The 22041-nt window shown below is 51.3% G+C and carries 20 protein-coding genes; 10 read left to right on the forward strand and 10 right to left on the reverse strand.

Features of this window, described 5'->3' with window-relative positions; all coding sequences use genetic code 11:
- Positions 1 to 131 precede the first annotated feature (131 nt).
- Together MET42_RS0105800 and MET42_RS0105805 are read left to right on the forward strand one after the other, a co-directional pair.
- On the forward strand, positions 132 to 359 hold the full coding sequence (locus MET42_RS0105800) for a response regulator transcription factor (RefSeq protein ID WP_019881886.1): 228 nt from the start codon (positions 132 to 134) through the stop codon (positions 357 to 359).
- Between the two features lie 126 nt (positions 360 to 485).
- Entirely contained in the window at positions 486 to 2594 is a 2109-nt protein-coding gene (locus MET42_RS0105805; protein WP_019881887.1) for a hypothetical protein, read from the forward strand.
- 112 nt (positions 2595 to 2706) lie between these two features.
- Here MET42_RS0105805 and fdxA read toward each other — a convergent pair whose 3' ends face one another.
- The 7 genes from fdxA to MET42_RS0105840 form a co-directional block, all read right to left on the reverse strand.
- Positions 2707 to 3030 carry a ferredoxin FdxA gene (gene fdxA, locus MET42_RS0105810; RefSeq protein ID WP_019881888.1) on the reverse strand — a complete coding sequence of 108 codons (324 nt, stop codon included), beginning with the start codon at positions 3028 to 3030 and terminating at the stop codon, positions 2707 to 2709.
- A gap of 116 nt (positions 3031 to 3146) precedes the next feature.
- The gene (gene cysN, locus MET42_RS0105815; protein ID WP_051089055.1) at positions 3147 to 4427 is read right to left on the reverse strand and encodes a sulfate adenylyltransferase subunit CysN; all 1281 of its coding nucleotides are present in this window, start codon (positions 4425 to 4427) and stop codon (positions 3147 to 3149) included.
- Positions 4428 to 4474: 47 nt separating this feature from the next.
- Positions 4475 to 5398: a sulfate adenylyltransferase subunit CysD gene (gene cysD / locus MET42_RS0105820; RefSeq protein ID WP_019881890.1), complete on the reverse strand. Its 924-nt coding sequence runs from the start codon at positions 5396 to 5398 to the stop codon at positions 4475 to 4477.
- Between the two features lie 156 nt (positions 5399 to 5554).
- Complete coding sequence (locus MET42_RS0105825) at positions 5555 to 6313, reverse strand: phosphoadenylyl-sulfate reductase (protein ID WP_029512344.1); 759 nt, start codon at positions 6311 to 6313, stop codon at positions 5555 to 5557.
- Positions 6310 to 6927 carry a DUF934 domain-containing protein gene (locus MET42_RS0105830; protein ID WP_019881892.1) on the reverse strand — a complete coding sequence of 206 codons (618 nt, stop codon included), beginning with the start codon at positions 6925 to 6927 and terminating at the stop codon, positions 6310 to 6312. The genes MET42_RS0105825 and MET42_RS0105830 overlap by 4 nt, the downstream gene beginning before the upstream one ends.
- Positions 6927 to 8591, reverse strand: coding sequence for a nitrite/sulfite reductase (locus MET42_RS0105835; protein WP_019881893.1), 1665 nt, complete (start codon positions 8589 to 8591; stop codon positions 6927 to 6929). Before MET42_RS0105835 ends, MET42_RS0105830 begins: the two co-directional genes overlap by 1 nt.
- A gap of 41 nt (positions 8592 to 8632) precedes the next feature.
- Positions 8633 to 9403 carry a sulfite exporter TauE/SafE family protein gene (locus MET42_RS0105840; protein WP_019881894.1) on the reverse strand — a complete coding sequence of 257 codons (771 nt, stop codon included), beginning with the start codon at positions 9401 to 9403 and terminating at the stop codon, positions 8633 to 8635.
- A gap of 109 nt (positions 9404 to 9512) precedes the next feature.
- Here MET42_RS0105840 and MET42_RS0105845 point away from each other — a divergent pair, with 109 nt between their 5' ends.
- From MET42_RS0105845 to MET42_RS0105875, 6 genes are all read left to right on the forward strand, one after another.
- Complete coding sequence (locus tag MET42_RS0105845; protein ID WP_019881895.1) at positions 9513 to 10439, forward strand: CysB family HTH-type transcriptional regulator; 927 nt, start codon at positions 9513 to 9515, stop codon at positions 10437 to 10439.
- 117 nt (positions 10440 to 10556) lie between these two features.
- On the forward strand, positions 10557 to 11054 hold the full coding sequence (locus tag MET42_RS0105850; protein WP_019915228.1) for a DUF302 domain-containing protein: 498 nt from the start codon (positions 10557 to 10559) through the stop codon (positions 11052 to 11054).
- Between the two features lie 211 nt (positions 11055 to 11265).
- A complete protein-coding gene (locus MET42_RS0105860; protein WP_019881899.1) occupies positions 11266 to 12759 on the forward strand; it encodes a helicase HerA-like C-terminal domain-containing protein in 1494 nt (497 codons plus the stop codon).
- 51 nt (positions 12760 to 12810) lie between these two features.
- Positions 12811 to 14454 (forward strand): formate--tetrahydrofolate ligase, encoded by a 1644-nt coding sequence (locus tag MET42_RS0105865; protein WP_019881900.1) that lies wholly within the window; start codon positions 12811 to 12813, stop codon positions 14452 to 14454.
- A gap of 10 nt (positions 14455 to 14464) precedes the next feature.
- The gene (locus MET42_RS0105870; protein ID WP_019881901.1) at positions 14465 to 15022 is read left to right on the forward strand and encodes a YigZ family protein; all 558 of its coding nucleotides are present in this window, start codon (positions 14465 to 14467) and stop codon (positions 15020 to 15022) included.
- A gap of 42 nt (positions 15023 to 15064) precedes the next feature.
- Positions 15065 to 16069 (forward strand): AI-2E family transporter, encoded by a 1005-nt coding sequence (locus MET42_RS0105875; RefSeq protein WP_019881902.1) that lies wholly within the window; start codon positions 15065 to 15067, stop codon positions 16067 to 16069.
- Between the two features lie 65 nt (positions 16070 to 16134).
- Here MET42_RS0105875 and MET42_RS0105880 read toward each other — a convergent pair whose 3' ends face one another.
- Genes MET42_RS0105880 through MET42_RS0105890 form a run of 3 tightly spaced genes read right to left on the reverse strand, consistent with a single transcriptional unit; the run spans position 16135 to position 19261 of the window.
- The gene (locus MET42_RS0105880; protein ID WP_019881903.1) at positions 16135 to 17037 is read right to left on the reverse strand and encodes a M48 family metalloprotease; all 903 of its coding nucleotides are present in this window, start codon (positions 17035 to 17037) and stop codon (positions 16135 to 16137) included.
- Entirely contained in the window at positions 17034 to 17525 is a 492-nt protein-coding gene (locus MET42_RS0105885; RefSeq protein WP_019881904.1) for an SH3 domain-containing protein, read from the reverse strand. Before MET42_RS0105885 ends, MET42_RS0105880 begins: the two co-directional genes overlap by 4 nt.
- On the reverse strand, positions 17522 to 19261 hold the full coding sequence (locus MET42_RS0105890; protein ID WP_019881905.1) for a CHASE2 domain-containing protein: 1740 nt from the start codon (positions 19259 to 19261) through the stop codon (positions 17522 to 17524). Before MET42_RS0105890 ends, MET42_RS0105885 begins: the two co-directional genes overlap by 4 nt.
- Positions 19262 to 19697: 436 nt before the next feature.
- On the opposite strand from MET42_RS0105890, the gene MET42_RS0105895 reads away from it, so the two are divergent.
- Both MET42_RS0105895 and MET42_RS0105900 read left to right on the forward strand, forming a co-directional pair.
- Positions 19698 to 20441 (forward strand): PEP-CTERM sorting domain-containing protein, encoded by a 744-nt coding sequence (locus MET42_RS0105895; protein WP_232411345.1) that lies wholly within the window; start codon positions 19698 to 19700, stop codon positions 20439 to 20441.
- A gap of 33 nt (positions 20442 to 20474) precedes the next feature.
- Positions 20475 to 22013: an alkaline phosphatase gene (locus tag MET42_RS0105900; protein ID WP_019881907.1), complete on the forward strand. Its 1539-nt coding sequence runs from the start codon at positions 20475 to 20477 to the stop codon at positions 22011 to 22013.
- The last annotated feature ends 28 nt before the right edge of the window (positions 22014 to 22041 follow it).

Below are 22041 nucleotides of genomic sequence, written 5' to 3' on the forward strand. Positions count from 1 at the left end.
TGCGAGCACGCTCTTTATGCCGATTGACTTTTAAATGTTAATAAAAGTTAATAATATTATGTTATTGTATTTATCAGCATCATATTTTGAGTGTGGATATATTACTTTAACCTGATTGAGAGAGCCTGATTATGTATGACAATCCATTGACACCGGCGCTATCTGATTTAATGAAAGCCTGCCAGAAATTTAAAACCACAGAATCCAAGGTGTTGGCCGTCCATTTAAACAAGTCACCGGCCACCGTGCGCACCGAGTTTCAGCGCGCCATGGCACTGATGAACGTCAACTCACGCTATGCAGCACTTAAAACTGCTGAGGAAAATGGTTGGCTGGAAGTATCGTCAAAAAAGCATTAAATCATATCAATTGCATCTATTTTCTTAGAAAATGTATGCAATTGCAGTATGGTCTTCTTTCGTTCAGTTGCGTAATTTGAATGCTTCAAATGTATTCAATCATAACCTGACTGAGGATGAAGCACCATGCAAAATCAACCATTTAAACGCCAAGTCGTTTCCGCTGAACTAAGCAAATTGCGGAGTCATTTTCAAACCCTGATTGTAGGCAATGCTAATTACTTTGGTCATTTGCCGGGCGCTGGCTTTCCCAAAGCGGTGCAAAAAATACAAGGCAATACCCACTATGAGAATCTGGGTTGTCTGGGATTGCAGCCGCAATTTAACCTACTCAAAGCCATTGTTTATATCAACCAGGACAGTGGTTACTCAGGCAGTTTGTGTTCGGCAGGCTCACAAGAATATATCAGGTTTTATTTATCATTTGACGATGGGGCCACCTGGGTTGATCAGGGGCTGACCAGCTTAAATGTCCATGATGTGAAGCATGAAGGTCGTTTGGAGTATGCGGTAGAGATGCTGGTGGATATTAAGCGCTATTCATGCAAGAAAGCAAATCAGCTCTTGGCACGCGCCATTTTGTCCTGGGGGGTTGCGCCGCCTGCCAATACCCCACATTACACACCAGTGTGGGGCAATGTGGTGAATGCACATATCCTGGCCCAGCCGGTACAAAGCCTGCTGCTTAAAGATGTGATTGATAGTGCAATCTTGAAAGACGTGAGTGAATTGATCGATCTGGATCTGAAAATTCCCACCGCCGTATTGCCTGTCAATTATGTTGCTCTGGAGCAAAGCTATCAAGAAGCGCAGTTAGCCCCACATCGGTTGGCTTATCCTTTAGTGCAAACATTGATGGCGCAGCCTGCCCAACTCAGTGCTTTGCAGGCGCAGGTAAAACACTCGTTTGGTCCGCTGAAGTTTGACTGGTCTAAAGTCGTAGAGAGCATTGCCAATACCGATGGCAATATCGATTTTGAAGAGCTTAATTGTATTGGCCTGCAACCCAGAGCAACGCTGGACCATTTGGTTGGCGTGTTAAAAATCAAGAAATCACAGGGCTATTCAGGCAACTTGTGTACCAAGGGCAGTCAGGAGTATGTGCGTTTTTACCTCGATTTTGGCGCGGGCTGGCAAGACATGGGCCTCACTTCGGTGCAGGTGCATGATATCAATAGCTTGCCCAAAGATGGTTTTAACTATGCGGTGTTTCTACCTGTTGATTTGAGTCAGTATAAAAAACCCTGCAAGCAGGGGCCCGTTTACGCCAAAATGCGCGCGATCCTTTCCTGGAGCTCACCGCCACCCGCCAATACGCCAGACTATAAGCCTGTGTGGGGCAATACTGAAAACACCACCGTCATGTTAACACCAGGCATGATTGACCAAAGCTGGAAGCCGGCCCCGATGATTACGGCGGTTTGTGGGCAAAGTATTGCCGACATTCATCCGACGACGGGGACATTGACCAACGCCGCATTCAGCGATGCACCGTTTGGCAACAGTCTCTGGATTAGCGGCCATATTGGCAATGCCCCAGATGCGAGTAGTGGGGTAGCCAAGCTCAAGTACCGCTTGAACTACAGCACGGATGGTATCACCTTTAAACCGGTTGCTAACGCATTCAAACTGGCGTTGGAGCAGTTAAGTGGCGGTACCTGGACCTTCCCCGCACCCGTCACGCAAGCACCGCTGGCAGATGGCTATATTGAATATCAGGAAGATTTGATTGCGCCGCTACAAACCTTTGTCAATCTGGATATTCTAGGCGTTTTGCACACGGCAGGCGATGCCAGCCCTTACCGCTGGCTGCAGATGGAAGTCGTGGATCCTTTAAATCCGGCGACCACTTATTTATCGAATACGATTAAGGTTCGGGTGGATAACGCCGCCCCGACCGCCAGCATTACCATGGATCAAGGGCCTTGTTCTGATATTAAAGTCGGTGATGCCATTACCGGCAGTTATAGCGCGGCAGACGATTTTCTGGGGAGCGTTTCGATTGCGATTCTTGGTAATCCGGGTGGCGTGTTAACTAAAATACCCGTTGTGCTCACATCAAGCAATGAGTCTGGCACCTGGCGTTTAGAAACCACCGGCATGACCAAGTGTGGTTACGTCGTGCAGTTGACCAGTTCAGATCGCGCCCTGATTGGCTACGCCAGTGGTACCGCGTATTACACGGGGGGCGGGCATCAATTCCAGCCAACGGCCATTGGTTTCTGCTTAAGGTAACCCTCCCTCATTGACGATAATTGTCTGGCCATCTCTTTTTTTGGGGCCAGGCAATCAAACAAAAAGCCGCTCAATGAGCGGCTTTTACGTGTTTGGCTTGAATGCTAACGGCTTATTCAATCAACTGTGCTGTTTTGCCTGCTTTACCATTCATGGCATCTGCATCTGGCAGCGGCTCTTTACGTGCCGTAATTGTTGGCCAAACGGTAGAGAGGCGCGCATTGAGTTCAATAAAGTGCTGCTGGTCTGCTGGCACGTCATCTTCAGAGAAAATGGCTTCTGCCGGGCACTCAGCGACGCACAGGGTGCAGTCAATGCACTCATCCGGGTTAATCGCCAGGAAGTTCGGGCCTTCAACAAAGCAATCTACCGGGCAAACATCTACGCAGTCGGTATATTTGCACTGAATACAATTTTCGGTTACTACATAAGTCATGTTTTAAATCCTTTGCCGGCTATTTCAGCCAAAACGATATTTTATTGCAATTTAGCCAACTTGACGATGTGTTGGCTTGTCTTTCCTCACCCTGGTGGTGATTAGACAGTGGTGGATTAGACAATCATGCCAGCGCCAACGGTGTTGTTGCTGCTTTCGTCAATAATAATAAAGGCACCTGTGGCGCGGTTTTTGTCGTAGCTGTCGACCATCAGTGGCTGTGCCAGTTTAAAGCTGACACGGGCGATATCATTCATTTTGAGATCTGTCGCGGTTTGTTGCTCCAAAGTGTTCACATCTACCTTGTATTGAATACTGCCAATTTTGGCTTTAGATTCACGTGTGGTATGACGCACGATGTAAGTACGGGCAGGAGACAGCGGTGTCTCAGACAGCCAGCATACATGCGCTTCAATTTGTTTGACGGCTTCTGTGGTTTCGCTGGTTTTAACGATCATGTCGCCGCGTGAGGTGTCAATTTCGTCTTCCAGCAACAGGGTGATGCTTTGCTCAGTTTGTGCACTTTGCAGTTGCTCATTACCCAGTTGAATGGCTTTTACTTTTGATTGGTAACCGTTTGGCAACACAGTCACGGCATCACCGACGGTAATCGCGCCAGATTCGACGCGGCCCATAAAGCCACGGAAGTCATGCAATTCCGGATTGGCAGAATCATGCGGACGGCAGACAAACTGCACCGGAAAACGGAAGGCTTCGTTCTGTTCGCTATGTGCCGCTGGCGCCGCTTCCAGAATGTCGATCAAAGTCTCACCCTGGTACCAGTTCATATTGTCCAAACGGTCTACCAGCATGTCGCCATTGAGGGCAGACATAGGCATGAACTTGATATCGCGCGCCTGTGCCAGGCCAATTTCGGTGGCAAAAGCAATGTAGTCTGCCTTGATTTTTTCATAGACGGCCTGGTCGTAATTTACCAGGTCCATTTTGTTCACGGCAACGACGATATGTGGAATACCCACCAGGTGTGCCAGGTAGCTGTGGCGACGCGTTTGCGTCAGCACGCCTTTACGCGCATCAATCAGGATAATCGCCAGGTTGGCTGTAGACGCCGCAGTCACCATGTTGCGTGTATATTGTTCATGGCCAGGCGCATCGGCAATGATGTATTTACGTGTGCCGGTACTGAAATAGCGATAAGCAACGTCGATGGTGATGCCTTGCTCACGCTCGGCTTGCAGGCCATCTGTCAGCAGGGACAGGTCGACCGCTTCCATGCCGCGCTTTTGTGAAGTGCGTTCAATATTGTTCAGCGTGTCTGCCAGAATGGTTTTGGTGTCGTATAGCAGACGGCCGATCAGCGTGCTTTTGCCATCATCGACAGAGCCGCAGGTCATAAAACGGAGTAATGAATCGTTGTGTGTCGTCATGATTGTCATGTCTTTATTAAGCCACAGAGAACACGCAGGTCACTCTGTGGCAGAAATTAAAAGTAACCTTCTTTTTTGCGCTGTTCCATCGATGCATCCGACGTCTGGTCATCCAGACGGGTTGCGCCGCGCTCGGTAATGGTGGTGGTCGCTGTTTCCAGTACAATTTTGCTGACGTCATCAGCATCTGAAATCACTGGCGCCGTGCAGGTGATATCACCCACCGTGCGGAAGCGCACCTGCATATTGATCACTTCTTCACCGGCTTTAGGCTGATTAATGAAATCGCCATTAGACAGTGGCACATTAATTGGGAAAATGGCGCCATGACGCATGACGATATCGCGTTGGTGTGCAAAGTAAATACTAGGTAATTCCAGCTTTTCACGTTCGATATATTGCCAAACGTCCATCTCGGTCCAGTTAGAGATCGGGAAGGCGCGGATGTTTTCACCCTTGTGCACGCGAGCGTTATACAGGTTCCACAGTTCCGGACGCTGGTTTTTCGGATCCCATTGGCCGAATTCATCACGGAAACTCATGATACGTTCTTTGGCACGGGCTTTTTCCTCATCCCTGCGGGCGCCGCCAATGCAGCAGTCAAAACCGAACTCTTCAATCGCTTCGAGCAAGGTCACAGACTGGTGTTTATTACGTGGCTCATCTGCTGATTTCAGTACCACGGTACCACGTTTCATGGAGTCTTCCACTGAACGCACAATCAGGCGCTCGCCTAATTCTGCCGCGCGCTGGTCACGGAAGTTAACCACCTCCTGGTAGTTGTGCCCGGTGTCGATATGCAACAACGGGAACGGAAAGCGGCCAGGACGGAATGCTTTTTCAGCCAGGCGCAAAATGCACAGCGAATCTTTACCGCCGGAAAACAGCAATACCGGGTTGGCGCACTGACCTGCGACTTCACGCAGAATATGAATGGCTTCTGCTTCCAGCCAGTCGAGATGAGATAAAGGTTGTTTCATTGTCATCTTTAAAAAACCAATCAAATTTTTAAACCGCCGATAAACACAGATTGATGCCGATGAGGCCTTGGTCATTTTTACAGCACTAAATGGCCTGAGGCACAGAAGAAATATTTTTCTTTTGATCGGCGTTCATCCGCGTTTATCGACGGATCACTATTTCTTTACGTGCAATCCGCACTCTTTGCTGTCGGGATTTTCCCACCACCAGCGACCAGCACGGATATCTTCACCCATGGCGACGGCGCGCGTACACGGCGCACAACCAATGCTTGGGTAAAATTGCTCATGCAGGGCGTTATAAGGGACTTCGAACAGGCGAATGTAGGCCCAGACTTCTTTTTCTGTCCAGTCACTCAGCGGATTGAATTTTTCCAGTTTGTTGCCTGCGTCAAACTCGCGTACAGGCAAACTGGCACGGGTCGCCGCCTGTTCGGCACGCATGCCGGTAATCCAGGCCTGCTTATTCGCCAGCGCACGTTGCAATGGCTCCACTTTGCGCATATGGCAGCAGGCCTTGCGCAGGTCTATGCTTTCGTAGAAGGCATTGATGCCTTGCGTACGCACGTAACTTTCCACGGCTTCGTGTTTGGGAAAAAACACCAGCGGTTTGATCACGTAGGTTTGCTCAACCTCGCCCATCAGCGTATAGGTTTCAGCAGGCAGGCGGCCGGTGTCCAGTGAGAATATCTCTATGGGCAGGTTTTCCTTGCTGATCAGATCAGTCAAGACCATGTCTTCAGCACCATAGCTGTTGGCAAAGGTGATCGCAGGAAATTCGGCTGCTGCAGATTGCAGCAAAGCCAATGCTTGCGCACGCTTGGTGTGGACGCTGGCAATCAGCGCATCTGTCAGCTGTGGACGGATGGCCGGGTTGTTGGCGGCCGGTTTGAGCATGCTGACGCCGAAACTCATGCGCGGCTGATCCTGCGCCATACCGGCACATCTGCCACACCGCCTTGATAAGGCTGGCTAAAGTCGTTCAGGCTGGCCAGCGCATCTTCCGCTGAGCGGTCGGCACGAATCAAAAAGCTGTCGAAACCGGCGCGTTTGTGGAAAAACAATTGGTCACGCAATACGTCACCAATCGCGCGCAGTTCGTTTTTAAAGCCGAAGCGGGTACGCAGCCAGTTGCCCAGGGTAAAAATACGGCCATCTGCAAAACGCTCTACAAACACTGCAATCAGGGGCAGGCTGTTGAGGTCGGCAAATTCTGCCTGCAAAGCTTCGGCGGTTTCATTGGTCGCCAGGATAATGCCCAGTTCGCCAGTTGGCAGGCGCGATTGCAACTCTGCTTTGCGTGCCTGCCAGATGGTCAGTGGCACCAGAATCTTGCCTGTGGCAGGGATTTCGGTGTTGGCAATTTGCTCGGCAGTGTAGGTTTGCTCGCCTGTCAGTTTGAACAGCACCACTTTACCGGCCTGTTTACGCACAGACTCTTCACCGGCTGCAGGCGGCACCACGCGGGTCCATGTATCGGCTACGATGCTGGCTTGGCCATTAGCGGCTAATTGAATCAGTTGACTCATTATGCAGTTTCCTTTTCAGCGTAGACATGGGCTTTGAATGGCGCGACGCCCAGACGACGTACGGTATCAATAAAACGCTCTTCGTCCTGGCGCTCGCGTACATAGACCTCAATCAGGCGCTGTACCACGCCCGGCATTTCTTCTGCCGAGAATGAAGGGCCAATCACGCTGCCGATGCTGGCGTCATTGCCTTGTTTGCCACCGACGGTGACCTGATACCACTCGGAACCATCCTTATCGACGCCCAGAATACCGATATGGCCGACGTGATGATGGCCACAAGCGTTCATGCAGCCTGAAATATTAAGTTCAAGGTCACCGATTTCATGCAGGTAATCCAGGTTGTCGAATTGCATTTGAATCGCTTCGGCAATCGGGATCGACTTGGCGTTGGCCAGGCTGCAGAAGTCGCCGCCCGGGCAGCAGATAATATCTGTCAACAAACCAATGTTAGGTGTTGCCAAACCGGCTGCATGGGCTTTTTGCCATACAGTAAACAGGTCAGACAATTGCACGTCGGCCAGAATCAGATTTTGCTCGTGCGAGGAACGCAATTCGCCAAAGCTGTAGGCGTCTGCCAGGTCTGCGACCACATGCATTTGCTCGCTGGTGATATCACCAGGCGCTTTGCCGTGTGGTTTAAGCGACAGCGTGACAGCACGGTAACCAGGCACGCGGTGCGGTTGTACGCAACGTTTTACCCATGCTGCAAAGGCCGGGTTGCTGGCCACTGCCGCGTCGAAAGAAGCATCGTGCGCAGGCAAGTCCTTGTATGGCATCGGTTCAAAATACTTGGCAACGCGATCCAGTTCGTTTTGCGTGATGGTCAATGGGCCATCTTTAAAGTGCGCCCATTCTTCTTCTACCTGGCGCTTGAACTCTTCAATGCCCAGTGCTTTGACCAAAATCTTGATACGCGCTTTGTACGCATTGTCACGACGGCCATGAATGTTATAGACGCGAATCACGGCTTCGCAGTAGGACAGCACGTGTTGCCATTCCAGATGCTCGCGAATCACGGTGCCCAGAATCGGTGTACGACCCAAGCCGCCGCCTACCCAGACTTTAATCGCCATCTGGCCTTGATCGTCTTTGTAGAACTCCAGGCCGATATCGTGCGCTTGCACAATTGCGCGGTCTTTTTCTGTGCCTGACACCGCAATTTTAAATTTGCGTGGCAGCAATGCGAATTCAGGGTGGAAGGTGCTCCATTGGCGCATGATCTCGGCCACGGCACGTGGATCAATAATTTCGTCCGGCGCAATACCCGCAAACTGGTCAGTGGTGATGTTGCGGATGCAGTTGCCAGAGGTTTGAATGGCGTGCATTTCAACCGTCGCCAGCTCGGCCAGAATGTCTGGCGTGTCTTCCAGTTTAGGCCAGTTTAATTGCAGGTTCTGACGCGTACTGAAGTGGCCGTAGCCACGGTCATACTGCTTGGTAATATCACCAAGTTTGCGCAATTGCTTGCTCGATATCAGGCCGTAAGGCACGGCAATACGCAACATGGGCGCATGGCGCTGAATATACAGGCCGTTTTGCAAGCGCAGCGGGCGATATTCTTCATCCGTTAACTCGCCAGCCAGATAGCGGCGTGTTTGGTCGCGGTATTGGGCGACGCGTTCGTTGACAATTTGTTGATCTATAGGGTCGTATTTGTACATGCTTGAGTCACTTTGTTCGCAAAAAGCGAAGAGGCAATATTTTAATGGAAAATCAGCTTAAAGCCTACAAAAATCAATATCATAGCCAGCGCAATGCGTACCCAGTGCTCTGCCACGCGTGAACTCAAGTGGCTGCCGAGATAGATGCCAGGAATGGAGCCTATCAGCAAAGTGCCCAGCAAGTGATAGTCTATGGTGCCCAAAGAGGCATGACCGAGGCCTGCGACCAGGGTCAGCGGCACGGCATGTGCAATATCACTCCCGACAATGGTGGTGATTTTTTCTTTAGGATAAAGCAGAATCAGCGCGGTGACGCCCAGCGCGCCAGCACCAACCGAAGTCAGCGTGACCAGTGCGCCTAGCACTGTGCCCAGTACGACGGTCGCACCTGGCACGTAGCGTGCTGGAATCCACTCCTCTTTTGCGACCAGAGACATCAGCTTGTTGCGCAATAGCACGGCGACTGACGTCACAATCAGGGCCACGCCTAGCCAGAATTTGATGGTAGACACGACATTGCCTGATTGCAGATCCATACTATGCAGCGCCCATAAGGTCAGCATGGAGGCGGGGACGCTGCCCGTGGCCAGACGTTTTACGATTACCCAGTCAATGTTGCCAAGTTTGCCATGGGCAAAAATGCCAACGGACTTGGTGATGGAGGCGTAAAGTAAATCTGTGCCTACGGCCACAGCCGGTTTGATGTTGTAAATCAATAGCAGGATAGGCGTCATTAACGAGCCGCCACCTACACCGGTGAGTCCAACCAAAAAGCCAACCACAAAACCTGCCAGTATGTATCCGAATTCCATGAGGAGTATCTTGTAAAACTATAAACCGCGGAATAGTATCAAGTTTTTAATGATTGATTTAATAATCAGATGTTCTATGATATAGCATTTGGTTATATGAGGTCGGGTGATGAAATTCCACCAGTTGCGCTATGTGCATGAAGTTGTGCGGCAGCAATTAAATATTTCTGCGGCATCTGAAGTATTGCACACCTCACAGCCTGGTGTCAGCAAGCAGATTCAGCTGTTAGAAGAAGAGCTGGGCTTGCAGATTTTTCAGCGCAATGGCAAACGTCTGATCGGTGTCACCGAGCCAGGCCGTAAAATCGTTGAGTTGTCAGCGCGTGTCATGCTGGATATGCAAAATATCAAGCGGGTCGGCGATGAATATAGTCGTGAAGATAGCGGTGAACTGACGATTGCCACCACCCACACGCAAGCGCGCTACCGCTTGCCTTCTGCGGTCAAGCAGTTTATTGCGCAGTATCCCAATGTGAAATTGACCATCCACCAGGGTAACCCGGCGCAAGTGACCGAACTGGTTGCTTCCGGTGAGGCTGATGTCGGCATTGCGACAGAAAATATTAGTAACGATGAGCGTTTGTCCTGCTTGTCCTGCTATGAGTGGAACCGTTGCCTGGTCGTGCCGCCACAGCATCCGCTGCTGGCTAAAGCGGTGCTGACGCTAAAAGACCTGGCCGATTATCCTTTAATTACCTATGACTTTGCCTTCACGGGCGGCACGCTGGTGTCTAAGGTGTTTCACGACGCTGGCTTGCAGCCGAATGTCGTGTTTACTGCGATTGATGCCGACGTGATTAAAACGTACGTCAATCTGGGCCTGGGCATTGGCCTGATCGCCAATATGGCGTATGAAGAAACGCGTGACGCGCCACTCAAGAGCCTGGATTGCAGCCATCTGTTCCCGAATAGCACGACTTATCTGGGGGTGCGCCGTGATGCTTTTCTGCGTGATTACATGCTGAATTTCATTACCATGTTGTCGCCGCAATATGACAAGCGCACCGTGCAACGTGCATTTCATCAAGACCTGTGATAGCAGTCACACGGATGTGCATGGTGACATGCTGTAATGCCTTTATCTGTGTGAGACATTAAGAGGTTGGTCATGCGTTTATCCATATTGAAGGTATTGTGTTGCCTGGGTTTGATCATGAGCTTGCCAGTCTGTGCCGCACCGGCGCATATGCGTGTCATTGGCCATGGCATGCCAGATATAGACCTGGATAACGCGATTTATGAAGTGCCGGTCAAGGCCGGTGTGACTTATCAGGATTTAATCGATAGCCTGAAATCCATTTCGGAAGGCATGAATTTCGTCAATCCGGCCAATTTCCCGATTGGTGAGCATATGAAGCTGCGCGGCCAGGATCCGCAAGGTGTGAAAGAAGTACGCACTTTTTGTAATTTAAGTATGGGCACAGAGATTATTCTCGACCATCCTGAGTTTCTGGTGTTTGCACCGTGCCGCCTGGCTATTTACGAAAAATCCGACGCCAGTGGCAAACGCCAACTATATCTTGGCCTGGACCGGCCCACGCATGATTTAAAAAATATCAAACAGCCGACTGCCAGGGCACAGGCCTCGGCGCAACAGCTTGAAGATGCCTTGATCGAACTGATGGAAAAAGCCCGTCGAGGGGATTTTTAGTATTTATTATAAAGACATTTTTTAGCCACAGAGGACACGGAGAAAATGTCTACCGCTGTAGCGCACCAATAGCTTTTCTCTGTGCACTCTGTGTCCTCTGTGGCTAAAGGTTTTTTTAAACGATTTCGCGCTTCCGGCAAAACAACAATCTTCCCCTTTTTAGAGCCATCCCCTATACTCAACTTAACTTTCATTGTTAAGAGTACATTCCATGGTGCAACCTATGCTCATCGCAAAAAATAATGACGTCGACAGCGTCATGCTGCCAAAAATGGCTAACCGTCATGGCCTGATTGCCGGTGCAACCGGTACTGGTAAAACGGTGACCTTGCAAAGCCTGGCTGAGCAGTTTTCACGCATCGGTGTGCCGGTATTCATGGCAGACGTCAAAGGCGACTTGTCAGGCATGAGCCAGGTGGGCGGTGGCAATGCCAAAGTCGAGGCCAGGGTGCAGCAATTAGGGCTGACTGACTATACCAATAAAGCCTATCCGGCAATGTTCTGGGATATGTTCGGTGAAAAAGGCCATCCGGTACGCACTACCTTAAGTGAAATGGGGCCGTTGCTATTAGCGCGCATGCTCAACCTGAATGATGTGCAGGGCGGTGTATTGAATGCGATTTTCAAGATCGCCGATGACAATGGCATGCTGTTGCTTGATATGAAAGACCTGCGTGCAATGGCGCAGCATTGTGCTGAAAATTCGGCCACTTACCAGACGCAATACGGCAATATTTCCACGGCCAGCGTCGGCGCCATCCAGCGTGCGTTGCTGCAACTGGAAACCGAGGGCGGTGATATCCTGTTTGGTGAACCGGCCTTGAACCTGGAAGACATGATGCAAACCGATGCCAAAGGATTAGGCTTTATCAATATCCTGGCAGCGGATAAATTGCTGAATTCGCCACGCGTCTATGCGACATTGTTGCTGTGGATATTGTCGGAGTTATTTGAAAAATTGCCTGAAGTCGGCGATATGGAAAAACCAAAACTGGTATTTTTCTTTGATGAGGCGCACCTGTTATTTAACGACGCGCCCGCCATTCTGATGCAAAAGATTGAACAAGTGGTGCGTCTGGTGCGTTCCAAAGGTGTTGGGGTGTATTTTGTGTCGCAAAATCCGTTGGATATTCCAGATGTCGTGTTGGGCCAATTAGGTAACCGCGTGCAGCACGCGCTGCGTGCGTTTACGCCGCGCGACCAGAAAGCCGTGCAAGTAGCGGCGCAAACCTTCCGCGCTAATCCCAAATTAAACGTGGCGACTGCGATTACCGAGTTGGGGGTGGGCGAAGCGCTGGTTTCTTTCCTTGATGAAAAAGGCGCGCCGACCCCGGTTGAACGTGTGTTTGTCTGTCCACCAGAAAGCCGTGTCGGCCCGGCCACGGACGCGGAGCGCAAGCAGGTGATGGCGCAATCGCTAGTCGCTGGCGTATACGATAAGCTGGTCGACCGCGAATCGGCCTACGAAATTCTCAAACAACGTGCAGATCAGGCAGCATCAGCCACGCAGGCGCAAACGCAAAAAGAAGAAGAGGGCTCTGGTTTTGACCTTGGTGGCATTTTAGGTGGCAAAACCAGTCGCTCGGATTCTGTGCTGGAATCTGCTGCTAAATCTGCTGCGCGCGCGATCGGCTCTCAATTGGGCCGCGCCATTATCCGCGGCGTACTGGGCTCGATTCTCGGGGGCAGTAAGACCAAGCGTTAACCATGGTGTTGATTATCAGCTTTGATAAGTGAATGAAGTTAGGAACACTGCATGTTAAGTGATATCGACATCGCCCAGGCCGCGACGCTGGAACCGATTGTGACGGTGGCTGGCAAGTTGGGATTGTCGGCAGATGACTTGCATGCATACGGCCAGCATATGGCCAAATTGACGCAAGCCACGGTGAATCGGCTGTATGCAGAGCCAGCCAAAGCCAAGCTGATTCTAGTGACGGCGATCAATCCGACGCCTGCCGGAGAGGGTAAAACCACCACGACCGTTGGCCTCACCGATGCCTTGAATCAGGCCGGTTATCACGCGCTGGCCTGTTTGCGTGAGCCTTCGCTAGGGCCGGTGTTTGGCATGAAGGGTGGGGCGACCGGCGGTGGGTATGCGCAGGTGGTGCCGATGGAGAATATCAACCTGCATTTTACCGGCGACTTTCACGCCATTAGTGCCGCCAATAATCTGCTGGCAGCGCTGATTGATAATCATATTTACCATGGCAATGCATTGGGTTTCGATCAGGTGACTTGGCGCCGTTGCATGGACATGAACGACCGCGCCTTGCGCCGAATCACGCTGGAAAATACCGTGCATACCGGCTTTGATATTACGGTCGCCAGTGAAGTGATGGCTATTTTCTGCCTGGCGACGGACTTGGCGGATTTAACGCGCAGACTGGGTAAGGTTCAAGTGGGGTCGAATGCGCAAGGAGCCCCAATTCTGGCCAGTGATTTGCAGGCTGAAGGGGCGATGACGGCCTTACTTAAAGATGCTTTTCAGCCTAATCTGGTGCAAACGCTGGAAGGTTCGCCAGCGTTGTTGCATGGCGGCCCGTTTGCCAATATTGCGCATGGTTGTAACTCACTGGTAGCGACGCAAACCGCTTTACGCCTGGCCGATTACGTGGTGACCGAGGCCGGCTTTGGCGCTGACCTGGGCGCAGAAAAATTCATGGATATCAAATGTCGTCAATCTGGCTTGCGGCCAGATGTGGCGGTGATTGTGGCTACCGTGCGTGCCTTGAAATATAACGGCGGCGTAGAAGTCGCTGATTTGAATGCCGAAAACTTGTCAGCGTTGGCTATTGGTGTTGCCAATCTGGAAAAGCATATTAGCAATTTGCGCCAGCACTTTGGGTTGCCGGTGCTGGTGGCGTTGAATCATTTTACGGCCGATACCGCAGCAGAGGTCGCTTTGGTACAAACTGCCGTTGAGGCACTGGGTGCCAGTCTGCATGTGTGTCGGCATTGGGCGCAAGGCGGCGCAGGCGCGCTGGATCTGGCGCATGCGGTGGCTGCGCAGGTGCAACAGCTTGCCACGCCACATTTACTGTATGCAGATGATCTCTCGCTAGCGGAAAAACTGACCACTGTTGCGCAGAAAATGTATGGTGCCAGCGGTGTCACTTACAGTGAGTTGGCCCAGCAGCAATTGGAACAGATCAAGGCTGCCAGCCAGGGGCTGCCTGTGTGTATCGCTAAAACACAGTATTCCTTGTCCTGTGATGCCAAGCTGCGCAATGTGCCGCAACATCATGTTCTGCATGTGCGCGAGTTACGTTTGTCGCGCGGTGCTGGTTTTGTGGTGGCGATTTGCGGTGACATCATGACCATGCCGGGCTTGCCTAAACAGCCCGCCAGTGCGCGCATCAGCGTGGATGCCAATGGTAGAATAGTGGGACTTTCCTGAAGTACTTGTCATGCAAACCTTTAGCCAGCTCGGCCAGGCCGATCACACCATTAATAAATCCCGTTTTATTGCCCGCGCCAAGCGTTGTGAAGATGAGCGCGAGCTTGCTTTGTTTTTGCGCCAGTTTGCCAGTGACCATCAAACGGCCGGGCACCTGGCGTATGCGTTCAGGATGAAAACAGCAGAAGGCATCGTGGCGCGCTTTTCTGATGCAGGTGAGCCTGCTGGCACTGCGGGTAAGCCCATCATGCAAATGCTGGATGGCCAGAATTATGTCAATTGCTGTGTGGCGGTCGTGCGCTATTATGGCGGTATTAACCTGGGCACTGGTGGTCTGGTGCGTGCTTATGGCGGCACTGCCAAACAGGCGATGGACCAGGCAGGCAGCATGCCTTTTGTGGAAATGGTGCACCTCAAGATATCGACCAGCTACAAGCGTGTGGATGAGTTGACGCGTGAAGTGCAAAAGTGCCATGGCGAGATTCTGGACAAGCAGTTTGATGAAGCCGTCCATTTTTTGCTTAAATTACCGCTGGATGCTGCCAGGCAAATACAAGCCAAATTTTAACCAATCTTATTTCTACCAGAACCTCATCGACCGGAGCCTGTAGTGACCCAAAACCAACGATTTGATATTGCGACCTACATCTTGATGGCGGTGTTGATGTGGCTGGTGTTGCAAGTGCAGTTGCTGCCAGCATTACTCGTTGGTCTGTTGGTGTTTGAGTTAATTCACGTCATTTCGCCGTTAATTGCACGTAAATTGCCGGGAAAATACGCTAAATGGCTGGCTGTTGTGCTGATTGCTACGCTGGTGATTGGCTTGCTGGTCGCATTGGGCATGGGCATCGTCACCTTGATTCGCAGTGATGCTGGTGGCCTGGCGGTACTGTTTGACCAACTAGCCAAAATTATTGAAGACTCACGCAAGGTGTTGCCGCCATGGTTGAATGAACGGCTGCCTGATGATGCCATTACACTGCAACAAACGGTCATTGATTGGTTACGCGCGCATTCAGCCGACTGGCAACTGCTCGGCAAGGAAGCCGGGCATCATTTGGCACATATCCTGATCGGCATGGTTATCGGTGCGATGATCGCCTTGCATGACGTACAAACCAAGGTCAACCATAAACCGTTTGCGCAAAGCCTGTTGCAGCGCATCACCTTGTTTGCGCAGGCATTCAAGAATATTGTATTTGCACAGGTGAAAATTTCTGCCGTGAATGCGACACTAACCGGGATTTACCTCGCAGTGATTTTGCCGTTGTGTGGTGTCCATTTGCCGTTTACCAAAACCATGATTGCCATCACTTTCCTGGTCGGTTTGTTGCCCGTGATCGGTAACCTGATTTCCAATACCGTGATTGTGATTGTCAGCACCAGTCATTCATTTATGGTGGCCATGGGCTCGCTGGCGTTTTTGATTGTGATCCACAAGCTGGAATACTTCCTCAATGCGCGTATTGTCGGCGGCCAGATTCGCGCTTATGCCTGGGAGTTGCTGCTGGCCATGTTGCTCATGGAGGCGACCTTTGGTTTGCCCGGCATTGTGGCGGCACCGGTGTATTATGCCTATATCAAGAGTGAGTGCAGGGCGCGCGACTGGGTATAAAAATCAGCTGTGATTGATCAAAAATAAGGCTCGCCATGGCGAGCCTTATTCATTTGTAGCCGTGTTTATTTCAGCTTATACAAGCGGTTTTCAAGCGTCTTGCCACCGCTGATGTTGTCCATCTGGTCGCCGCTGACCTGGCTTAGTTGCGCCAGCCGGTCGTCCGGGTGTGGGTGGGTCTGGAACAGCAGGGCGACACTGCCATCATTGTTATTGATGGTTTCCATGTCCTGCAGCACCTCTGCCAGGCCATAGGCTTCGTAACCGGCGCGCGCCGCCAGCACCGTGCCCATACTATCGGCTTCAAATTCGGCGCTTTTATCCAGGTTGCGCGCGCTGATTTCTGCGCCGGTGGAGACTGCGCGCTGGGTCAGTTTGTTTTTGCTGATTTTCTCTTTTAAGAATGAGGTGCCCGCATCCAGCAAGGCCTGTTTCTGCATCACTTTCAGGTGGTGTTTTTGCACCACATGGGCGATCTCATGCCCCAGGACACCGGCCAGTTGCGCTTCACTGCTTAAGCGTTGATACAAGCCTTTGGTAATCAGCACATAGCCGCCTGGCGCGGCAAACGCGTTGACATCTGTGCTTTCAATGACACCAAAATGCCAGGGCAAGTCTGCGCGCTCGGACTGGCTGGCTACCCAGCGCCCCACTTTGTTCACATATTGCTGTAACTGTGCGTCATTGACCAGGGGCGCAGCGCCGAGAATGGTGCCGGTGACATTGCGTCCCACCGCAATTTCGTCTTCGCGGCTAGGGTTTTTCCAGTTGATATTGGCCAGTTTGTCTTGTGCTGACGGAGTGCTTTGTGGCGTGGTCGTGGCGGCTGCTTCAGTTTTGTTGGTGGTGCCTAGTTGCTCATTCACGGCGTCTTTGAGTACGCCTTTAAGGTCAAGCGCAGAAGCGGTGCCCCATGCCAGGCTACTACATAATGCAAGCGCCATCGCTTGTGTTAAGGTCTTGTTCATTGTGCGCCTCCCGTAAAGTATGGATATTGATGGCTGCTGAGGCCGCCGTTGCTGGCAAATTGCTTGGCGTCTTCTGCGTTCACCGTGTAGCTTTCCAGCTTCTTGGTTTCTACTTCGTTGAATGATGCCGTTTTCAGATCTTCGGCACTCAGGCCGCGAATACCGGTGGTCGATACCACTTTTCCGGTGCCACTGCGGCCGGTAGCCACGCCGACCACGCCTGCGACATTGTTGCCACCCGCGCTGTTACGTTTAACCGTGAGTAAGCGTACCCAGCCGGTTTTGCCGGCGGCTTTAATTTGTAGCCAGGCGCCTTTTTTATTGAGGATTTCGACGGCGTCGTTTTTGTTGACGCTGCCGACGACCTTGGCGTCGCTAAAGGTATCTGCCCGTAACTGGTCTGCTTTGAGGGCGACCCCGGTCTCCGCTGCGACTGCCTGACTGCATGCGAATGCCGTCAGCAGCCAGAATAAGCTTTTTTTGATCATGCCTTGTTCTCCTGATTGTTGTTATGTGTGCTGCTTTGATCGCTAGACAAGTCCGAATGACTTAAAGCGGCCATCTCCAGCTGTATCATGGCTTGTGCAAACAAGATGCGCCACTGTGCGGCTAGTTGTGATGCGTTGTTGGCAATCTTGCCCTGATGCGACCCATAACGCACGACGGGCTGGCCAGGTAGACTCAGTTGATTAATTAATGTTTGTAATTGTGCCGATAGTTGCTGCGCATCTTGTTGTGCCGCCTCGCGGTAAGTTGCTTCCGGCGCATATTGCCAGCTGACCATCACCATATCGCCAAACAGGCCCCAGATACCGCTTTGCGTGCCGGTGAGGATATCGATCTGCGTCGGCGCACGGCAGGCTTGCTCAATTTCGCGACGAATGCGTTTCATGGCCGCATCGCCCAGTGTTTCCTGGCTTTCGATGGCAATCGGTATCAGCAGTACTTCCAGTTCATTGCTGCTGGAGGTCAGGCCAAATGCTAGCCAGCGTTGCAGTGCACGGTCGGTGGCCAGCGCATAGATTTTGGCGACACCGAAATAAGCCACGGCCCAGAAGATAGGCGCGGCCAAGTCCAAATAGGTATGAAACAGGTTGATCGCCAGGTAAGACAACACCAGCAAACCAATCTGGCTACCGGTAAACACGCCGTTAAAGCGGTCGCGGTCAATCTTGAAGTAAAACGCCAGCGTCGTCAGCCACACCAGTAAAAAGCTCAGCAGGATATAAGGCAGCTTGCCGCGCCAGACCTTGAGGTAATCCTGGTGCAGGCTGTTATCCAGCGCCGTGGCGAGGATTTCAACACCTGGAAACTGCTTGTCCATGGCGGTGGGTTTGATATCAAACAGGGCCGGGGCGGTGGAGCCAATGATGACAATCTTGTCCTTGAACTCATCCTTGCCCCGCTTGGGTTGTGCACTGGTGAGGTCACGGTAAACGTCGCTAAAGCTTACGTAGGCATAAGTGAACGGTTTGCCACGCCAGTTAAGCAGCATTTCGTCCGGCGTATTGTGGCTGATCTCCCCTTGGGCATTGGCAACCACCAGTGGCAGCGCGGGTAAGGTCCAGCCTCTATCCTGGTGGCGCATGCGGTATTGGCGCACCACGCCATCGTTATCCGGGTACACATTATGCGTGCCCAGGCGACCTGGCTTCCAGGCACCTTTGAAATAAGGTGGAATTGCGGCAAACGTGGCCTGTTTGTCTGCATCGGTGGCGGCGACCAGCCCGGGAATTTGCGCATATTTGAGCTGGCTCTGGCTATCCTGGCTGGCGTCCAGGCGCAGCAATGGAAAGAAGCAGTGCTGGCATTCGCTAATCACATCATTAAAGTAGCTGTCACTGTCCGGGTTGTAGACGTCGGCATCCGAAAACACAATATCAAAGACGATGGCTTTCGGTTGTTGTTGCTGGATATTTTCCACCAGTTCGCCGATCACCTGGCGTGGCCACGGCCAGCGGCCATATTCTTTGGCCATGGCATCCAGGCTGGCTTCATTGATATCAATAATGACAATACTCTGATCAGCTGCCGGTTTGAGGATACGGTTTTTCACCATGAGGTCAAACGCTTTGTCGCGCATATTCTGGCCGACGTGAAATACAGCCGCATCTAGCAGTATCATCACACTGAATAACAATGCCAGATACAGGTAAAAGTTATTCTTTAGCTTGCGGGTCAGGCTGGCCAGCCAGAAGCCCAGCATCAATTTGAGTTTTAACATATCGCTCCCTTGTTATTCTTTAATTCGTTCTTAGCTTTGTCTGCGCTGCGTGCCGGATGACCCGAACGGGTCATTGTGACCATGAGTCGTCGTCAGTATTCTAGCAACATCACAAAGACGCAGCGATCATCATCTACTTAAATCTGAATTTGTTTTAGATGTTTGTTTGATTGTCAGCATCCAGGATGCCTTTATGTCATTGTGTTGTGTTTTTCAAGTTTAAAGTCTCTTTATAGCCCCGCCAATGCGGGGTTTTTTCTTTTTTATTCCCGGTCACTCTCAATCGGCGTAGTCAGGCCCGTCATATAAGCTTCATGCCAGTGAAAACTTTCTGACATACAGTTTCTCAAGAATGCTCAAAGCGACACAGTGCGCAGGCCCTGTGTTTAAAAACAGTGAGCGACATCGTAAGTGTACTTAAGAGAGGATATTCAGAATGAAACTTAAACCTTGGCTAATGGCAGGTTTGCTGGGCACAGCGATGCTGACTCAGGCACAAGCTGCCGAATTGATTCAAAACGGTGGTTTCGAAGTGCAGGGCGTAGATAGCTACGACATTTCTGGCTGGCAAGTGGCCGAGCAAGGCTTTTTCGGCAGCGTATTGTCACAATCAGGCAATGTGTCAGAAGTGACAGGCAATGCCACTGCAGGGGCTTATCAGGGCAGCTATTATGGCTTGCTGGATAACTACGGCCTGGCTGGCAATGTGTTGTACCAATCTTTCACTACGGCTGCCGTGAGTCAGGCGACCTTGTCGTTCCAGATGTTTGTCAATAACCAGAATGCGACGACTGAGATTGATGCCGCTGGCCTGGATTACAGCGTGGATGCGACCGATCATCCTAACCAGCATGTGCGTGTGGACTTGCTAAAGGCTGGCAGTGACCCGTTCTCGACCGATAGCGCAGATATCTTGCAAACCCTGTATGTGGGCGGTGCTAACGGCAGCCTGGCAGTCAATCACTATATCAACTACCAGTTTGACTTGTCTTCCAGCCTGGCTGCTGGTGGCAGCTATGTGTTGCGCTTTGCCACCGTAGCCAACCAGAGTGCATTGCAACTGGGCGTTGATAACGTCAGTCTGCAAGCCGTTTCATCTGTGCCTGAGGCGGATACCAATGCCTTGATGCTGGCTGGCCTGGGCATCATTGCGGCGGTGATGCGTCGTCGTTATTCATAACATACAATATTAAAAGCTGATAAAGGAATCAACATGCAACTGTTTAACTTGAAACGCACGGCCATGGTCGCCATGCTGCTGGGCTCACAACTTCTTTCTAACGCGGCGATGGCTGAAGATGCCCAGTTCTGGCTGAACGATGGCGCTGCCAGCCTGAATGACAGCAAAAAGCTGGTACCAAACGCTAAAAAAGCCAAAAACGTGATTTTGTTTGTCGGTGACGGTATGGGTATCTCTACCGTGACTGGCGCACGTATTTTTGAAGGTCAACTGAAAGGCATTGATGGCGAGCGCCATAAATTGTCTTTTGAAGAGTTCCCATATGTTGCCTTGTCTAAAACATATTCTACCAACCAGCAAACGGCTGACTCTGCACCAACCATGACTGCCATGATTTCTGGTGTAAAAACCAACGATGGTATTTTGTCACTTAACCAGTCTGTAGCGCGTAATGAGCCTAGCCCAACAGTATTGAACGCTAACAAAGTGACGACATTGCTGGAGCAAGCAGAGCAGGCAGGCAAATCCACTGGTGTGGTTTCAACTGCACGCATCACACACGCCACACCAGCAGCTACTTACGCGCATATCTCTAACCGTGACTGGGAAGCGAATGCGAACCTGTCTGCCGCCGCTGCCAGCAATGGTGTGAAAGACATCGCTGCGCAACTGATTGATAACTTTGGCAACGGCAAAATTGGTGATGGCATTGACGTAGTATTTGGTGGTGGCCGTAGCTACTTCCTGCCTAACAGCATTACCGATATCGAAGGCACCAAAGGCCGCCGTACTGATGGCCGTAACCTGACACAAGAATACGTGAGCAAGTTTGGTGGTGTGTATATCGAAAACCAGACTGCATTTAATGCTTTGAATCCAGTGACCACGAACAAAGTGCTGGGCCTGTTCAATCCATCCCATATGGAATATGAGCAAGACCGCCCGAATGACATCGCTGGCGAACCATCACTGGCTGACATGACGGGTAAAGCGATCGATATCCTGAAGAAAAACCAGAACGGTTATTTCCTGATGGTAGAAGGCGGTCGTATCGACCATGCGTCGCATGCCGGTAACGCTTACCGTACGTTCAAGGATGCGGTGGCACTGTCTGATGCTGTGCGTGAAGCAGCGTCCAAGGTGAACCTGAATGACACCCTGATCATTGTGACGGCTGACCACAGCCACACTTTGACCATTGGCGGTTATCCAAAACGCGGCAACCCGATTTTGGGTAAAGTGGTTGAGCCAGGCAAAACCACGCCAACGCTGGCAGCAGATGGCAAGCCTTACACTACTGTGAGTTTTGCCAACGGCCCAGGCTACCACGTTAACTCCCCAGGCGATGCCGTGTATAACGAGTCTATCGCTGCAGGCCGTGTCGTAGATATGTCTGGTGTGGACACTGAAGATCCTGATTTCCATCAGGAAGCACTGGTACCACTGAGCTCAGAAACCCATGCCGGTGAAGAGGTGGCAATTTACGCCATTGGCCCTAAAGCCTACCTGGTACATGGTGTACAAGAGCAAAGCTATATCTACCAAGTGATGAAAGATGCGTTTGGCTTCTAAGTTGCGGTATGCTGGTGCATAGCGAGTG

Source organism: Methylophilus sp. 42, assembly GCF_000384155.1.
Taxonomy (GTDB): domain Bacteria; phylum Pseudomonadota; class Gammaproteobacteria; order Burkholderiales; family Methylophilaceae; genus Methylophilus.

Excerpts from the sequence above, each read along its gene's own strand:
- MET42_RS0105805 (WP_019881887.1), top strand. The coding sequence starts at position 486 with ATGCAAAATCAACCATTTAAACGCCAAGTCGTTTCCGCTGAACTAAGC.
- MET42_RS0105800 (WP_019881886.1), top strand. The coding sequence starts at position 132 with ATGTATGACAATCCATTGACACCGGCGCTATCTGATTTAATGAAAGCC.
- MET42_RS0105825 (WP_029512344.1), bottom strand. The coding sequence starts at position 6,313 with ATGAGTTTCGGCGTCAGCATGCTCAAACCGGCCGCCAACAACCCGGCC.
- MET42_RS0105865 (WP_019881900.1), top strand. The coding sequence starts at position 12,811 with ATGTTAAGTGATATCGACATCGCCCAGGCCGCGACGCTGGAACCGATT.
- cysD (WP_019881890.1), bottom strand. The coding sequence starts at position 5,398 with ATGAAACAACCTTTATCTCATCTCGACTGGCTGGAAGCAGAAGCCATT.
- MET42_RS0105885 (WP_019881904.1), bottom strand. The coding sequence starts at position 17,525 with ATGATCAAAAAAAGCTTATTCTGGCTGCTGACGGCATTCGCATGCAGT.
- MET42_RS0105895 (WP_232411345.1), top strand. The coding sequence starts at position 19,698 with ATGAAACTTAAACCTTGGCTAATGGCAGGTTTGCTGGGCACAGCGATG.
- MET42_RS0105870 (WP_019881901.1), top strand. The coding sequence starts at position 14,465 with ATGCAAACCTTTAGCCAGCTCGGCCAGGCCGATCACACCATTAATAAA.
- MET42_RS0105835 (WP_019881893.1), bottom strand. The coding sequence starts at position 8,591 with ATGTACAAATACGACCCTATAGATCAACAAATTGTCAACGAACGCGTC.
- MET42_RS0105890 (WP_019881905.1), bottom strand. The coding sequence starts at position 19,261 with ATGTTAAAACTCAAATTGATGCTGGGCTTCTGGCTGGCCAGCCTGACC.
- MET42_RS0105860 (WP_019881899.1), top strand. The coding sequence starts at position 11,266 with ATGGTGCAACCTATGCTCATCGCAAAAAATAATGACGTCGACAGCGTC.
- fdxA (WP_019881888.1), bottom strand. The coding sequence starts at position 3,030 with ATGACTTATGTAGTAACCGAAAATTGTATTCAGTGCAAATATACCGAC.
- MET42_RS0105880 (WP_019881903.1), bottom strand. The coding sequence starts at position 17,037 with ATGAACAAGACCTTAACACAAGCGATGGCGCTTGCATTATGTAGTAGC.
- MET42_RS0105830 (WP_019881892.1), bottom strand. The coding sequence starts at position 6,927 with ATGAGTCAACTGATTCAATTAGCCGCTAATGGCCAAGCCAGCATCGTA.
- MET42_RS0105850 (WP_019915228.1), top strand. The coding sequence starts at position 10,557 with ATGAGCTTGCCAGTCTGTGCCGCACCGGCGCATATGCGTGTCATTGGC.
- cysN (WP_051089055.1), bottom strand. The coding sequence starts at position 4,427 with ATGACAATCATGACGACACACAACGATTCATTACTCCGTTTTATGACC.
- MET42_RS0105840 (WP_019881894.1), bottom strand. The coding sequence starts at position 9,403 with ATGGAATTCGGATACATACTGGCAGGTTTTGTGGTTGGCTTTTTGGTT.
- MET42_RS0105845 (WP_019881895.1), top strand. The coding sequence starts at position 9,513 with ATGAAATTCCACCAGTTGCGCTATGTGCATGAAGTTGTGCGGCAGCAA.
- MET42_RS0105900 (WP_019881907.1), top strand. The coding sequence starts at position 20,475 with ATGCAACTGTTTAACTTGAAACGCACGGCCATGGTCGCCATGCTGCTG.